The 13807-nt window shown below is 60.6% G+C and carries 15 protein-coding genes; 10 read left to right on the top strand and 5 right to left on the bottom strand.

Annotated elements, in window-relative coordinates; all coding sequences use genetic code 11:
* Positions 1–128 precede the first annotated feature (128 nt).
* Positions 129–1154, top strand: coding sequence for a 23S rRNA (adenine(1618)-N(6))-methyltransferase RlmF (rlmF, locus tag IB245_RS25060; protein WP_192228993.1), 1026 nt, complete (start codon positions 129–131; stop codon positions 1152–1154).
* A 217-nt stretch (positions 1155–1371) separates the two neighbouring features.
* On the opposite strand, the gene IB245_RS25055 is transcribed toward rlmF, so the two are convergent.
* Positions 1372–1653, bottom strand: a complete 282-nt coding sequence (locus tag IB245_RS25055; RefSeq protein ID WP_007905514.1) for an HU family DNA-binding protein — start codon at positions 1651–1653, stop codon at positions 1372–1374.
* Between the two features lie 406 nt (positions 1654–2059).
* Here IB245_RS25055 and yejK point away from each other — a divergent pair, with 406 nt between their 5' ends.
* Entirely contained in the window at positions 2060–3064 is a 1005-nt protein-coding gene (gene yejK / locus IB245_RS25050; RefSeq protein WP_008026670.1) for a nucleoid-associated protein YejK, read from the top strand.
* Positions 3064–3414, top strand: a complete 351-nt coding sequence (locus tag IB245_RS25045; protein ID WP_008042471.1) for a glutaredoxin family protein — start codon at positions 3064–3066, stop codon at positions 3412–3414. Before yejK ends, IB245_RS25045 begins: the two co-directional genes overlap by 1 nt.
* 155 nt (positions 3415–3569) lie before the next feature.
* Here IB245_RS25045 and IB245_RS25040 read toward each other — a convergent pair whose 3' ends face one another.
* From IB245_RS25040 to IB245_RS25025, 4 genes are all read right to left on the bottom strand, one after another.
* Positions 3570–4511, bottom strand: a complete 942-nt coding sequence (locus tag IB245_RS25040) for a glutathione S-transferase family protein (protein ID WP_192228992.1) — start codon at positions 4509–4511, stop codon at positions 3570–3572.
* 88 nt (positions 4512–4599) lie between these two features.
* Entirely contained in the window at positions 4600–4920 is a 321-nt protein-coding gene (locus tag IB245_RS25035; protein WP_192228991.1) for a GIY-YIG nuclease family protein, read from the bottom strand.
* Positions 4921–4960: 40 nt separating this feature from the next.
* Positions 4961–5431 carry a nuclear transport factor 2 family protein gene (locus IB245_RS25030; RefSeq protein WP_008026662.1) on the bottom strand — a complete coding sequence of 157 codons (471 nt, stop codon included), beginning with the start codon at positions 5429–5431 and terminating at the stop codon, positions 4961–4963.
* Between the two features lie 114 nt (positions 5432–5545).
* A complete protein-coding gene (locus tag IB245_RS25025; RefSeq protein WP_192228990.1) occupies positions 5546–6178 on the bottom strand; it encodes a response regulator transcription factor in 633 nt (210 codons plus the stop codon).
* Between the two features lie 354 nt (positions 6179–6532).
* On the opposite strand from IB245_RS25025, the gene IB245_RS25020 reads away from it, so the two are divergent.
* The 7 genes from IB245_RS25020 (at position 6533) to IB245_RS24990 (ending at position 13745) form a co-directional block, all read left to right on the top strand.
* Complete coding sequence (locus IB245_RS25020) at positions 6533–7159, top strand: DUF1120 domain-containing protein (protein WP_192228989.1); 627 nt, start codon at positions 6533–6535, stop codon at positions 7157–7159.
* A gap of 66 nt (positions 7160–7225) precedes the next feature.
* A complete protein-coding gene (locus IB245_RS25015) occupies positions 7226–7846 on the top strand; it encodes a DUF1120 domain-containing protein (RefSeq protein ID WP_192228988.1) in 621 nt (206 codons plus the stop codon).
* A gap of 50 nt (positions 7847–7896) precedes the next feature.
* Positions 7897–8613: a fimbria/pilus chaperone family protein gene (locus IB245_RS25010; protein WP_192228987.1), complete on the top strand. Its 717-nt coding sequence runs from the start codon at positions 7897–7899 to the stop codon at positions 8611–8613.
* Between the two features lie 117 nt (positions 8614–8730).
* The gene (locus IB245_RS25005; protein WP_192228986.1) at positions 8731–11199 is read left to right on the top strand and encodes a fimbria/pilus outer membrane usher protein; all 2469 of its coding nucleotides are present in this window, start codon (positions 8731–8733) and stop codon (positions 11197–11199) included.
* Between the two features lie 10 nt (positions 11200–11209).
* The gene (locus IB245_RS25000; protein ID WP_192228985.1) at positions 11210–12352 is read left to right on the top strand and encodes a DUF1120 domain-containing protein; all 1143 of its coding nucleotides are present in this window, start codon (positions 11210–11212) and stop codon (positions 12350–12352) included.
* 83 nt (positions 12353–12435) lie between these two features.
* Positions 12436–13044 (top strand): DUF1120 domain-containing protein, encoded by a 609-nt coding sequence (locus IB245_RS24995; protein ID WP_192228984.1) that lies wholly within the window; start codon positions 12436–12438, stop codon positions 13042–13044.
* A 74-nt stretch (positions 13045–13118) separates the two neighbouring features.
* The gene (locus tag IB245_RS24990) at positions 13119–13745 is read left to right on the top strand and encodes a DUF1120 domain-containing protein (RefSeq protein WP_192228983.1); all 627 of its coding nucleotides are present in this window, start codon (positions 13119–13121) and stop codon (positions 13743–13745) included.
* The last annotated feature ends 62 nt before the right edge of the window (positions 13746–13807 follow it).

Here is a 13807-nt window from a genome sequence, read left to right as displayed (position 1 = left end):
GTGCATCTGATCCACCGCGTCGCCTGGATCGCCAGCAAGCCGGCTCCTACAGAAACGCGCACCGCGTTGTGGCGATAGATATGGGACAATACCCGCCACTTTCAGCCATACCCGAATCGACAACGCCCATGACCGCCCCCCGCACACCCCGCCCTGCGCGCAAGAAGCCTGACCCCGCCACCCCGGCCAAAGCCGTGGAACCGCGTGAAAAGGCCAGCTTGCACCCGCGCAACCGCCATCAGGGTCGTTACGACTTCCCGGCGCTGATCAAAACCACGCCGGAACTGGCGAAGTTCGTGATCATTAACCCGTACGGCAAGGAAAGCATCGACTTCGCCAGCCCGGACGCGGTGCGGGTGTTCAACCGGGCGCTGCTGAAATCGTTCTATGGCATCGCCCATTGGGACATTCCGGCCGATTACCTCTGCCCGCCGGTGCCGGGCCGTGCTGATTACGTGCACTTCCTGGCCGACCTGCTGGCCGGCGTCAATGACGGCGAAATCCCGCGTGGTGCGCCGGTCAAGGTGCTCGACATCGGCATGGGCGCCAACTGCGTCTACCCGCTGATCGGTTACAGCGACTACCGCTGGCACTTCCTCGGTTCAGAAATCGACCCGACGGCCGTGGCCGCCGCCAAAGCCATCGTCCAGTCCAACGGTCTGAACAAAGCCATCCAGTTGCGCCAGCAGACCAATCCCAAGCACATTCTGCTGGGCTTGCTCGAACCCGGCGAACGCTTCGACCTGACCATGTGCAACCCGCCGTTCCACGCATCGATGGACGAAGCGACCAAAGGCAGCGAGCGCAAATGGCGCGCCCTGGGCCGCGCCGACCCGAAACGCAAACTGCCGGTGCTGAACTTCGGCGGTCAGTCGGCCGAATTGTGGTGCGAAGGTGGCGAAGCCCGTTTTGTGACACAGCTTATTGCCGAGAGCGCGCACTTTCAGCACAAAGTGCTGTGGTTCAGCACCCTGGTCTCGAAAGCCTCGAACCTGCCGGCGATTGAGACGGCGCTGAAAAAGGCCGGGGTTCTGGAAAGCCAGGTCGTGGAAATGTCCCAGGGCCAGAAGCAAAGCCGCTTCGTTGCGTGGACCTTCCAGACCAAATCCGAACAGCAGGTCTGGCGGCGCGAGCGTTGGGCCAGTAAAAGCTGATTAACTGACCAACAACGATTAACTGTGGGAGCGAGACCGGCTTGCCGGCGATGGCGGTGAATCAGTCGACATCATTGTTAACTGACACGCAGCCATCGCCGGCAAGCCGGTCTCGCTCCCACATTGGTTTTGCGGTGTTTGCGAGCCCAACGCCAAATCACAGGCACAAAAAAACCGTGCCCGGATCACTCCGGAGCACGGTTTTTTTTACTGCGTCTTACTTGTTAACAGCGTCGGTCAGGCCTTTGGCCACAACCAGCTTGATAACTTTCTTGGCAGCGATTTCGATGGCAGCGCCAGTCGAAGGGTTACGGCCGGTACGGGCAGGACGCTCAGTCACTTTCAGCTTGCCGATACCTGGCAGAGTGATTTCGCCGCCGTTTTCCAGCTGATCGGCAACGATTTGGCCCAGTTGGTCCAGAGCGTTACGCGCGGTGGTTTTTGGCGCGTCGATAGCTTCAGCGATGTCGGCGATCAGTTGGTCTTTAGTAAGAGCCATGTAGTGTTCCTTCCCTATCAAATTCATATGGATTGCAGAGTGCAGTGTCAGCCATCGAGCCCGATCTTCTGGATCTGGCACCCTCGGCCAATAACCACGGGATCGGGGTTATAGATACCGAAATCAGGGTTTGGTTCGACCTGACAAATGCTGAATGCACGCTTAACGCAGTGACTTCGCGTAAGACCGGGCAAAACTAGCACAGAGACGGGGAAATATCCGCCTCTAGCTACCCATTTGGTCAGCTTTATTGCTCTAAAACAGGAAAAAACTGCATAAGGGCCGTCGGTCGGCTACGAATTGCCCTTCGCACCACGCCAAAACCAGCGGTTGCGGTACACTTGGCACTTTTTTGGGAGCCTGCCCTGCTCTCTCCAACCAGCCGTATCAAACAGCCGAGAAGCCCATGCCGATCCGTCATTGCATCGTCCACCTGATCGACAAAAAACCCGACGGCACGCCCGCAGTTCTCCACGCTCGCGACTCTGAACTGGCCGAGTCGAGCGCCATCGAGAACATGCTTGCCGACCTCAACGAGAGCTACAACGCCAAACAAGGCAAGGCCTGGGGTTTCTTCCATGCCGAATCCGGGGCGCACCCGTTCAGCGGCTGGCTGAAGGAATACCTCGACGGCGGCAAGGACTTCACGGCGTTCAGCCGCGTGGCGGTGGAACACCTGCAGAAGCTGATGGAAGAGTCGAACCTCTCGGTGGGCGGCCACGTGCTGTTTGCGCATTACCAGCAGGGCATGACCGATTACCTGGCGATCGCGCTGCTGCACCACAGTGAAGGCGTTGCCGTGACCGATCAGCTGGACGTGACCCCGTCCCGCCACCTCGATCTGGGCCAGTTGCACCTGGCGGCGCGAATCAACGTCTCCGAGTGGCAGAACAACAAACAGTCCAAGCAGTACATTTCGTTCATCAAAGGCAAGAACGGCAAAAAGGTTTCGGAGTATTTCCGCGACTTCATCGGCTGCCAGGAAGGCGTCGACGGCCCGGGTGAAACCCGCACCCTGCTCAAGGCGTTCAGCGACTTCGTGGAAAGCGAAGATTTGCCGGAAGAGTCCGCCCGCGAAAAAACCAAGACCCTGGTGGATTACGCCAGCAGCCAGGCAAAAATGGGTGAACCCATGGGCCTGGAAGAACTCTCGGAGCTGATCGACGAAGAGCGCCCAAAAGCCTTCTACGATCACATTCGCAACAAGGACTACGGGCTTTCGCCTGAGATCCCGGCGGATAAACGCACCCTGAACCAGTTCCGCCGCTTTACCGGTCGCGCCGAGGGTCTGTCGATCAGCTTCGAAGCGCACCTGCTGGGTTCGAAGATCGAATACGACGAAGAAGCCGGCACGCTGATCATCAAAGGCCTGCCGACTCAGCTGACTGACCAGCTCAAGCGACGCAACTGATGCTGGGCAGCGTGCTGAAGAAATTCCTGCTGATCCTGCTGGTGGTCGTGGTTTATCAGAACTGGGGCAAGATCGAGCGGGTGTTCAACCCATCGCAGGTGGTGTCGGAGCAGACTCAGGCCAAGGCTAACGTCGTGCTCTATGCGACTGAATGGTGTGGTTACTGCAAACTGACCCGGCGTTTTCTTGATCAGAAAGGCATTCCGTACAAGGAATTCGACATCGAGAAAGACGCCGAGGCGCGCAAGGCTTATGAAGCGTTGGGTGGCGGCGGGATTCCGATCATCGACGTCAATGGAACGCTGATTCGCGGGTATGACCCGGATACCATCCTCGCGGCCTTGAAGTAACTCTCCGGCCCCCACAATCCCCTGTAGGAGCCGGCTTGCTGCGGGCGGCGTTCCGACGATAGCGGTGTATCAGTCAACAAATTCATCGACTGACCCACCGCTATCGTCGGAACGCCGCCCGCAGCAAGCCGGCTCCTACAGGTCGGTGTACGTCGTTAGCTGTTAGTGCGCTCGATACGAAACCCGAACCGCGGAAAGTGCACATGCACCAATCCGCCACGCTCATCCTCACGACGCACGATCAATTCCTCACGCCCGGCAAACAGCAACTCCCCGGCCACCGGATCAACACCGTAATCGGTCGCCGTGATAGCCACCTGCTGACCCGTCTCAAACCCGTTCGGCTCTTCGAACTGCTCATCCGGCAACGCGGCAGGCGTGGCATTACGCGCCACCGCCAGCGCCTCCTCGGATGTCATCTCGCTGAACGCACCATGCCCGAAACCCAGGACCCGTGCATGCCACGCGGCAACCGCCGGGTACGCATCGACCAGCGGTGCAGTCACCGGTGTCGCTTTCAGGAACCACAGCGAATGAGCCAGGGCGAAGTCGGCAATCGACGGTTCACCAAACAGGAAGTCGCCCTGCTCGCGCTGCAGCTGTTGCTCCAGGCGTGCCATGATCGTCGGCCATTGGTGCCGCGCCTGTTCGGCCGACAACTTTGTCGCACTGCCACCGCTGAAAAAACTGGCGCGATCGGCGAGGAACGCCTTGATTGCTTCCGGCGGCAAATGGCCGAAACGCACCGCGACCGACGCAGGCTGAAACACCAGGCTCACGGCATGCTGGAACACCACCGAATCCGCCCACGCGGCGAAGCTCGCGGTGATCATTTCCTGACCTTCCGGGAAGAACGCCGGCAAGGCTTTTTCCTGCTCCAGTCGACGAGCGATCAGCGACGTGTCGCAATAAATATCCGCACCAATCTGCAACACCGGCGTCTTGCGATAGCCACCGGTCAAAGCCGTCAGATCGGGTTTTGGCATCACCGGCGAGATCTTCACCGAGCGCCAGGACAGGCCCTTGAAGCCGAGCAGCAGGCGGGCCTTTTCGGCGAAGGGGGACGTCGGGTAATGATGAAGAATCAACTCGGACATGCTCGGCTCCGCCGCACGAATCAGGAATCTGCAGCTTAGCGCGCAATCCGCGAGCAGCCTACAGATCTGCCTGATGGGAACTGATCAATCAGATTGATAAGTCCGCAGCAAAGGTCGCCACCAGACATTCCTTGGCGCTTTTCTTGAGTTTTTTGATCAGCCGTTCCTGGCGCAGCGCTTCGCTTTTGTCGCGGCAGACTTCGGTGTAGACCAAGGCCACCGCCGGGCTGGAAAGGAAGAACCGCGCGCCTTTGCCGCTCTGGTGAGTGGCGAAGCGGCGGACGGGATCGTCGCTGATCCCGCAGTAGAGCGAACCGTTGGCCGCGCGAACGAGGTAGACGAACCAGGGTTTGCTGACGGGCAGCGTCGGTTCGGCGGCAATGGCGGCGGGTTCGCTCGGCGTGTTCACGTGACGATCAGGGCTTGAAAGAAAACAAGCCGCGATCTTATCAGCGACTGGCCTGAAATGCCTTCAGCCCCTTCAAGGCCTGAGCACGAACGGCGTTTCTCACCAGCGGTGTCCAGCCCAGCAGCAGGCCCTTGAACCCCAGCGCCTGACGCGACCAGGTCCACAGATCAAAACGGTCGTGATGCTCGCAGATCTTGCCGTCGCGAAACACAAAACGCGCCTGAATGTCGTTGACCACGGTATTGCCGGTCTGGCTGAACAGGTACGTCGCCACCCAATGCGCGCCGCCGCTGCGATCATCGCTGCGCACGTTATCGAAAGTCAGGGAAAAATCCTTGGCACGAGTGGTGAGCATGCGCCACATGTCGCCCGCGTCACGCCCGCGCAACTCGCCAAATGCCGGATCACTGAACACCACGTCGTCGGTGTAGCAGGCGCTCATGGCCTCGGCATCCAGGCGCTGGAAGGCCTCATAGAATCGGGTGATCAAGGCGTTGTGGGCATCACTCATGGGCAAGCTCCCTGGTTTGAAAATGGGTTTCGTAGAATTGCCTGCACGATAGTCAACTAATGAACGGAACACTACCGGCATTCGTGGCGGGAATACCCTCAGGTGTGCCGAAGCCTAATGCACCATGCCACTCTCACGGGCATACGCAAACAGGTCCACATCCGTGGAAATGCCCAGCCGCTGCATGGCCATGTTTTTCTGTTTGCTGATGGTCGATACGCTGCGTTTGAAGTAGCCGGCGATTTCACTGACGGTCATTCCGCTGGCGAGCATTCTGACCACCTCGTGCTCTTTTGCCGACAGCGCAGCGCAACTCGACCGGGCCCGGGCGTCGGCCTGAAGCAGTGCCGTGCGCAACGACTCGCTGATGTACCGGCGCCCTTCAGACACGGATTTTATCGCCATCGGCAACTCCTTCGCCGACGCGCCTTTGGCGATGATCGCCACCACGCCTTGTGCGAACGCCGCCCTCAGCGTGGTGACGTTGGCAAACATCGTGACTAGAATGATCGGCATCGTCGGGTAGCCACGTCGCACCCGGCTCAGCATCTTCAGCCCGTCGGCCTGCAAGTTGCCCGGCATGCAAAAGTCGGTGATCAACAGATCACAAGGCGTCGTGCACAGCAGGCTCAACAGGCTGTCGGGACCATCAGCCTCCCCCACCACCACACATGTCCGGTTCAGATCGACGAGCATCCGCAAGCCGATACGAACGACCGGATGGTCGTCAGCAATGATTACGCGCATTGTCGGATTTATCCTGTTTGGTGACTGGAATGCGCGAAAAATAGCGCCGTCCTGTTCCTACCACAACGCCCTTTCCCGACCGTAAAACCGCATCGCCCAATGTAATCGGGGGGGTGTTCTTTCTCCTATAAAACAAAAAGAACCGCCCTACGCTTACAAGCTACATCGGCCACACAGAAGGACTACAGACAACGCGATGCAGGAGGGCGATTTGTAGCCCGCAACACGTTTTCATACACCGGGCCGTTCGTTTTCGTATTAGTTGCATTCCGCCTGGCTACTTCGATCGATAGATTGCGCCCTGTCCATAACAGGGCAACTCCCAACAATCGTTCATCAAGGAAGAGCCAACACATGAACAAGCGTTTATCCCTTCTGACTGCTGCTTTGCTGCTGACTGGTGCCTCGTCGGCGTTTGCGGCGTCCAGTACTGACCTGACTGTGACGGGCATCATCACTCCTGTTGCGTGCACACCGAGCCTGGCCAATGGTGGCGTCGTCGATTACGGAAAAAGATCCGCGAAAGACCTGAATCCGACCACACCCACTCACCTCGGAGTGGAGATCCTTCAATTGAACGTGAACTGCAATGCCTCCACACGGTTTGCAATCAGCACTTTCGACAACAGGAAAAACACCGCTAGCGGTGCTAGCTTCGGTTTGGGCCAGATCAATACGAATGAAAAACTAGGCGGATACGATCTGGGGTTCCGAAACCCGGTCGCCGATGCCCCTGTATCAGTTTTATGGTCGGGAAATGAGGGCGACACTTGGGATCGGTTCGACGCTGACACCGTCATCGCACCTCATCACTGGATCGCGTTTGGAACCCGTACAGACACTGTCTGGGCACCTGACTTCCTCCAAAACGTGACGCTGGATGTAGCGATTGACACCATCATCGCCCCCGCCAACAGCCTGACCCTCACCGACGAAGTCACACTCGACGGCTCCGCAACGCTCCAGATCGAGTACCTGTAACCCTCCGTCATCAACGAGCAACGCCAGCCCCACGGCGTTGCCCGCTCACTCAAAGGACGACCCATCATGGACAGATGCTCCCTCGCTCTATTGACGCCCCTGTTGATCACCTGCGCTCCCGTGGCCTTGGCCGCCAGCAGTACCGACCTGAGCGTCACCGGCCTGATCACCCCCAGCGCCTGCACACCCAGCCTGTCCGATGGAGGCATCGTCGACCACGGCAAATTGACAGTAAAAGACCTGAAACCGGACCAGCCCACAGCCCTGGAAAACGGCACGCTGTACCTGGACGTGAACTGCGATGGCGCCACGCCGTTTACCCTGACGACGATCGACAACCGCGAAGGCTCTTCCGCCTTCCACCCTCATAGTCACGGACTGGGCGTCGTCAACGACGACCAGAACCTGGGCAGTGTCAGGTTCGGCCTGTTCGATACGGTGGCCGATGGGGCGACGGTGAGAACCATCATCTCCCTCAACGACGGTGCCACCTGGCGAGTGTCTTCCTACCTGGGGCACGCCGGCCGGACCGCGTTCGCGGCGTTGACCGACCTGACCACACCGATCGCCATCAAGGATTTGCGTGCGCGGCTCACGGCGTTTACCACCATCGTTCGCGCGAATGACCTGACGCTGACCGACGAAATCCCCATCGACGGGCATGTCACCGTGCAGTTGAACTATTGATAGGCCGGTGTTCCCGGCTCCATTTTTTCGAATATTCAACGAGACACTTCATGACGATGTTTTCCAGAGTCACCCGTCATCTGTTCCATTCCAGCCTCGGCGCATTTGCCCTGCTGCTGAGCGCACAGGCTCAGGCCGACGGCATGGTGCCGAACACTTCCGTGGTCATCGTCAACGAGGCCGACGGCGAAGCGTCCGTGTCCGTGACCAACACCGATGCCAACCTGGCGTTGATGCACGTCACCCTCGAAGACATTGCCGAGGACGGCGAATCGCTGGTGTTCGTGACGCCGCCGCTGGCGCGCGTCGAAGCGGGCAAAACCCAATTGGTGCGGTTTATTCTGCAATCGGAAAAGCCCCTGCTCACTCAGCGTTTGAAACGGGTGATCTTTGAAGGCATCCCCCAGGGCAAAGCCCCCGCCGAAGCCGGGCAGGCCCGAGTCGGCGTGACGGTGCGCCAGAACTTGCCGGTGATCCTGCACCCCAAAGGCCTGGCGCCCAATCGCACGCCGTGGACCGACCTGCAATGGTCGCTGAAGGACGGTCAACTGACCGTGCGCAACGACACGCCTTATGTGGTCCGCCTGGGCCAGGAGGTGCAATTGTTGCCGGCGGCGGTCAACGCAATGTTGCCGAAAACCTACGTGCTGCCCGGTGAGCACATCAGCATCAAGGTGCCCGAAGGCGCCGCCACGCAGGTGCGCTTTCAACCGGCAACGGTCTACGGTTTTGCGGTGCCGCATTACGAGGCGCCCATCCAGTCCTGAACCACTCTGACGGCGTCATCACGGACGGATGAGCGCACATGTTTCAAGGCGACGGCCACCTGGCCGTTGCCACAGGTGTGCCTATAGCCGCACACCGCAATAACCCAAGTGAACCCGATGAACACAGTATCGATTTACCGTGATGGCGAAGCCGTGCCCGTTATTTGGGCCGCCGCTCGCCCTTATCCATGGCGGCGGCGAACCCCAGTGGCGTTGCTGCTGAGTAACGCGCTGATGATGCTCGACGCCCACGGTGAGGCGTCGTTACCGGCGTCGTTCGACAAGGACACGTTGCTGCAGCGCGGCATCGATCCGGCGCTGGCGACGTTGCTGATGCAGGCGCCGCAGTTCACGGCCGGCCGGCACCCGGTCACGCTTACCGTCAACGGTCAGCGCCATGGCCGGGTCGACGTCACGTTCAATCGCGAAGGGGCATTGTGCTTCGACCGCGCGCTGCTCGATGCGGCGAACCTTACGGTGCCCGCGCTTACGCTGGACGATGGCCAGTGCCACGATTTTCTTGGCAGCGCGCCGCAGGCCGTCATCGAACCGGACCCCGCGAACCTCGCCCTGTCGTTGATCGTGCCCACCGACGCGATACGCCCCACGGCCCGGGACTTTTCCGGTTACCAAACCGGGGGTATTGCCGGTTTGATCAACTACGACGTCACCGGTTTGCACAGCCGTTCAGGGGACAGTTCGAGCCGCTACGCCTCGGCCAACACCGAACTCGGTTTCAATGCCGGTGACTGGATCGTGCGCAGCCGTCAGGTACAGACCTGGCAGGACGACATCTCCCGCACCACGCACATTGCGGCCTACGCCCAGCGCACCTTCGCCAGTCAGGAAGCGGTGCTGCAGGCGGGTCAGATCAACCTCTACAACCCGGTGCTCGCCGGTGCGCAGATCACCGGCGTGCAAGTGCTCAATGAGCAAGCGCTGCAGGTCGAAGGGCAAAGCGCGGTCATTGAAGGAATCGCCAACAGTCAGGCGCAGATCGAGGTCCGCCAGAACGGCTCGCTGATCCATTCCACGGTGGTGCCCGCCGGCCCGTTCGCGCTCACCAACGTGCGACGGCTCAACACGCGTTCCGACGTGGAAGTCACGATCAAGGAGGCCGATGGCAGCGAGCGCAGTTTTACCGTGCAGGCCGCGATGCTGGGGGTCAGTTTGCCAGCGCCCGGTTACTCGCTGGGGGCCGGCCAGGTGCGCAGTATCGGTGACTCACAGAGTGACGATCCCTGGGTGATCAGCGGCGGCTGGAGCGGTGCGCTCACCCCGCAAGTGTTGCTCAGCACCGGCCTGACCGGCGCCGCCGACTATCGCGCGGCGGGCGCCAGCGTCGGCCTGTTGCCCTCGCCCGCCACCCAGGTGCAAGCCACGCTGACCGGCGCGCACGCCAGCGGCAAGCAAGCCAGTCAGGGACTTCAGGCGGACCTGAGCGTCTCGTACCGGTTGAGCGAGCAGTGGGCGCTCAATGCCGGCAGCTCTTACCGAACCCTCGGCTACCGGGAACTGGAAGAGGCGGTGTTCGACAACACGTCCGACAACAGCAACTCCCGTTACCGCGATCAGCAGAGCGCAGCCCTGTCGTGGTCGCACCTATGGCTCGGCGCCTTCAGCAGCGGCTTCAGCCGCTCCAGTTCGTTCGACGGCCAAAGCAGCGGCCGCGCCCTCGCCTCCTGGGGCACCAGCATCGCTGGCGTGTCGGTCTCGGCGACCGCCGAATGGCAGGTCAGCGGCGCCAGCCGCAACGATGACAGCGTCTACCTGAACCTCAGCATTCCGCTGGGCGAGAACCGCCGGGCGCGCACCTGGGTGCGCAGTTCCGCTGGCGAGTACCGCAGCGGCGTCGGCTTGAGTGAGCGGGTCAACGATCAGCTGGGTTACCGGGTCGGCGTCGAACACGACACGCGTAACAAACAGGTGCAATCCACGGCTGGCGTTTCACTGCTGCCGCGCTACGCCCAACTCGATCTCAACTACACCCGCGCCGACGATGAACGCTCCAGCTATCAGGCCAGCGCCCGTGGCGGCGCGGTGTTGCACGGCGGTGGCATGACGCTGTCGCCGTACCCGGTGAGCGACACCTTTGCGCTGCTGTCGGTGGGCGACATGGGTTCGGTCAAAGTGTCGACGCCCAGCGGTCCGGTGTGGACCGACTGGCAAGGTCAGGCGGTGATCCCGCAAGTGGCGGCGTACGGCCGCAGCCCGGTGGAAGTCGACACCAAAACCCTGCCGCGCAACGCCGACATTCACAACGGGCTGGCGGTGATTTCGGCCGGTCGCGGCGCCGTCGACAACGTTGAATTCGGCATCACGATGACCCGTCGAGCCTTGCTCAAGGCCACCACCGCCAACGGCGCACCCCTGCCGCGCGGGGCCGCCGTGAACACCGAGGATGGCGAGTTCGTGACCCTGGTGCAGGACGGCGGCCTGGTGTTTTTGCCCAACGCCCTCGACCGCCGTGCGCTGTGGATCAGCGCGCCGGGGCTGGAGCGCTGCGAACTGCGCTTCGAACTGCCCGCCGACGCGGACACCAACGCGTACTACGAAACCGCCCCCGCCAAGTGCCGAGCCCTCTGAGGATGACTTCATGAACCTGTCGCGCTATCTGCTTTTGACCCTCGCGCCGCTGGCACTGGGCGGACTCACGTCACTGGCCTCGGCGTCCACCGACGACTGTCAGTTCAACCTGAGCCAGCCGGAGCTCGATTACGGCTTGATGAACCGGGCGATCCGCCCCGATGCGGCAGCGGAACGACACCTCGGCGAGCGCCCGCTCAGCCTGACCGTGAGCTGTGCGCAGCCCATCGACATGAGCCTGTTCTATCGGGCGATGGCCGCGACTGCCGAACGCTTTCACTTTGCCGAACGCGGCAGTTATCAGGTACGCATTCGCGACGCTGTGCTCGACGGCCAGTCGGTGGAAATCGGCTTGATTGCCGGGGCCGGTCAGCCACCGACCAAAACGGCATCGAACCTGATCTGGCGACCGGAACACGGGATCGTGCCGGTGCAGGCCGGCGTGCCGGTACAGGGGCGCAGTTTTTCGGCGCAACTTGAGCTGACCGCCTGGGTTCAAGAGCAAGGCATGCAGGTGCGTGACGCGGTGACCTGGGAAGCCTTCGGGGTGTTCGATGCCATCGGCGCCGGACGCACCCGCGAGGCGACCTTGCGCGCCCGTTTCGCCCCGGCGGCCTGCGAGCCAGTGCTGTCCAACGGCGGCGTGGCCGACTTCGGCACCCTGTCGAAAAAAGACCTCAACGCCGACAAGGACACGCGCCTGCCACCCAGGTCGTTGACGCTGATGATCGGCTGCGACGCGCCGGCCTCCTTCGCCCTGATCATGCATGACAACCGCTCAGGCTCGACGACGCTCGACAGCGAGTTTTACTACGGCCTGGGCAAGGACAGCCGCGGCAACAAGATTGGCCAGTATTCACTGAACGTGGACCCGGCTCGCGCCAATGCCGACGGATTCGCCCGCCTCTATCAAACCGACTCCTCCACTGCGGGCTCCGCCTGGAACACCGGCAGCGCCAACCCGATCCCCATCGGCCAGACCCGTTACCTGGCGTTCACCGACAGTGCCGGCAGCAACGCCGGCCCGGCGCTGATCCAGAACCTCAGCACCACGGTGACCGTGGACGCCGTCATCGCCCCCACCAACAGCCTGGATTTGAGCACCGCCATCGAGCTCGATGGCGCGGGGACGATCGAGATTATTTACCTGTGACACCCAACCCGATCCTGCTGGATCCGGGGCGCAGTTGAGCGCCTCGGGGCAGTCAGGGCAATAACCATAGAAGTGAGCAAGAAATGTTTAAAAAGTACTTTGCAGCACTCTCCGCCACCGCGTTGATTGGCGTTGCGCCTTATGCGCTGGCGGCTTCGAGCACTGATTTGACGGTGACGGGCCTTATCACCCCGAACGCATGCACCCCGACGCTTTCCGGGGGAGGGATCGTCGACATCGGCAAAATCTCGGCGAAAGATCTCAAAATGACTTCAAACACTTTGGTAAACACTCAGCCAATGCAGCTCACCGTAGCTTGTAACGCAGCGAATAAGTTCGCGCTGAATGCTATTGATAACAGAGCCGCGACCTCGCTGGCCGATAACGCGTTCGGTCTGGGGGAAACCAACGCATTTGAAAAACTGGGTATGTTCCAGGCAGTTATCAAAAGCGCTTTAGCAGACGGGAAGACTGTTCAAGCGATCTATTTACAAAGCGCAGGGTATTGGCCCCGCACAAATCACATAGGCCCCGGTGAGCTGACATCGGTCGGTGCGGGCAGCCCCATTCCCGTCAAAGACCTCACGATGGAGCTGGAAATCCAGACCTATATCGCCCGGGCGGACAGCCTGACCCTGATCGATGAAGTCACTGTCGACGGTTCAGCAACATTTGAAATGAAGTACCTGTAAGCCATGCACCTTGCCCGAGGTCACGCTTCGGGCAAGGACTGATTGCGCTCACCAGACACAGCGAAACCTGTCCCATGAAAACAATTCCACACGCGCTGACGATGGCGATCATCGCCCTGACGTCCCCACTCAGCTTCGCCGCCTCGTCGACGGACCTGACGGTCACAGGCCTCATCACTCCGAACGCTTGCACCCCGAGCCTGTCCAGCGACGGCATCGTCGATTATGGAAAGATTCCGGCCAAAGATTTGAAACAGAACACGTCCACCCCCCTCGAAGAAAGAACACTGACGCTGGGCGTGAAATGCGACGGCCCCACGCCATTCGCCCTGTTCGCCAAGGACAATCGCGCCGGCTCTTCCACGTTTCCTTCCAGCGTGTATTTCGGCTTGGGCAAGATCAATGAAACCCAGAATCTGGGTGGTTATTTACTGACGATGATCAATGCCGTCGCCGATGGCGAAGCCGTGCAGACCATCAAGTCCGTGGATGGGAAGAACGACTGGAAAGCCCAGTTTTTCATGTGGCCCGGACAATACATGTCGGTGGCGGCCATCAGTAATCCTGGCTTGCCGATCCCTATTCAGGATCTGACCCTGGAACTGGGAATCACTACTTCGATTGCGCGGGCCGACGGACTTGACCTGACCAACGAAGTGCTGATCGATGGTTCTGCAACGCTTGAGATGAACTACCTGTAAATCAGGGCGCCGCATTATCGGCAACGGTGATGCGACATCGGTACACGGCAACCCAAGAAAAG

It is taken from the genome of Pseudomonas sp. PDM02, from assembly GCF_014852285.1.
GTDB classification, from domain to species: domain Bacteria; phylum Pseudomonadota; class Gammaproteobacteria; order Pseudomonadales; family Pseudomonadaceae; genus Aquipseudomonas; species Aquipseudomonas migulae.
Note: the sequence above shows the minus strand (reverse complement) of the source record. Positions and strands in the feature narration are given on the sequence as shown.

What these genes read in the sequence shown, in the direction of transcription:
- rlmF (WP_192228993.1), top strand. Translation starts at nt 129, where the DNA reads ATGACCGCCCCCCGCACACCCCGCCCTGCGCGCAAGAAGCCTGACCCC.
- IB245_RS25055 (WP_007905514.1), bottom strand. Translation starts at nt 1,653, where the DNA reads ATGGCTCTTACTAAAGACCAACTGATCGCCGACATCGCTGAAGCTATC.
- yejK (WP_008026670.1), top strand. Translation starts at nt 2,060, where the DNA reads ATGCCGATCCGTCATTGCATCGTCCACCTGATCGACAAAAAACCCGAC.
- IB245_RS25045 (WP_008042471.1), top strand. Translation starts at nt 3,064, where the DNA reads ATGCTGGGCAGCGTGCTGAAGAAATTCCTGCTGATCCTGCTGGTGGTC.
- IB245_RS25040 (WP_192228992.1), bottom strand. Translation starts at nt 4,511, where the DNA reads ATGTCCGAGTTGATTCTTCATCATTACCCGACGTCCCCCTTCGCCGAA.
- IB245_RS25030 (WP_008026662.1), bottom strand. Translation starts at nt 5,431, where the DNA reads ATGAGTGATGCCCACAACGCCTTGATCACCCGATTCTATGAGGCCTTC.
- IB245_RS25025 (WP_192228990.1), bottom strand. Translation starts at nt 6,178, where the DNA reads ATGCGCGTAATCATTGCTGACGACCATCCGGTCGTTCGTATCGGCTTG.
- IB245_RS25020 (WP_192228989.1), top strand. Translation starts at nt 6,533, where the DNA reads ATGAACAAGCGTTTATCCCTTCTGACTGCTGCTTTGCTGCTGACTGGT.
- IB245_RS25015 (WP_192228988.1), top strand. Translation starts at nt 7,226, where the DNA reads ATGGACAGATGCTCCCTCGCTCTATTGACGCCCCTGTTGATCACCTGC.
- IB245_RS25010 (WP_192228987.1), top strand. Translation starts at nt 7,897, where the DNA reads ATGACGATGTTTTCCAGAGTCACCCGTCATCTGTTCCATTCCAGCCTC.
- IB245_RS25005 (WP_192228986.1), top strand. Translation starts at nt 8,731, where the DNA reads ATGAACACAGTATCGATTTACCGTGATGGCGAAGCCGTGCCCGTTATT.
- IB245_RS25000 (WP_192228985.1), top strand. Translation starts at nt 11,210, where the DNA reads ATGAACCTGTCGCGCTATCTGCTTTTGACCCTCGCGCCGCTGGCACTG.
- IB245_RS24995 (WP_192228984.1), top strand. Translation starts at nt 12,436, where the DNA reads ATGTTTAAAAAGTACTTTGCAGCACTCTCCGCCACCGCGTTGATTGGC.
- IB245_RS24990 (WP_192228983.1), top strand. Translation starts at nt 13,119, where the DNA reads ATGAAAACAATTCCACACGCGCTGACGATGGCGATCATCGCCCTGACG.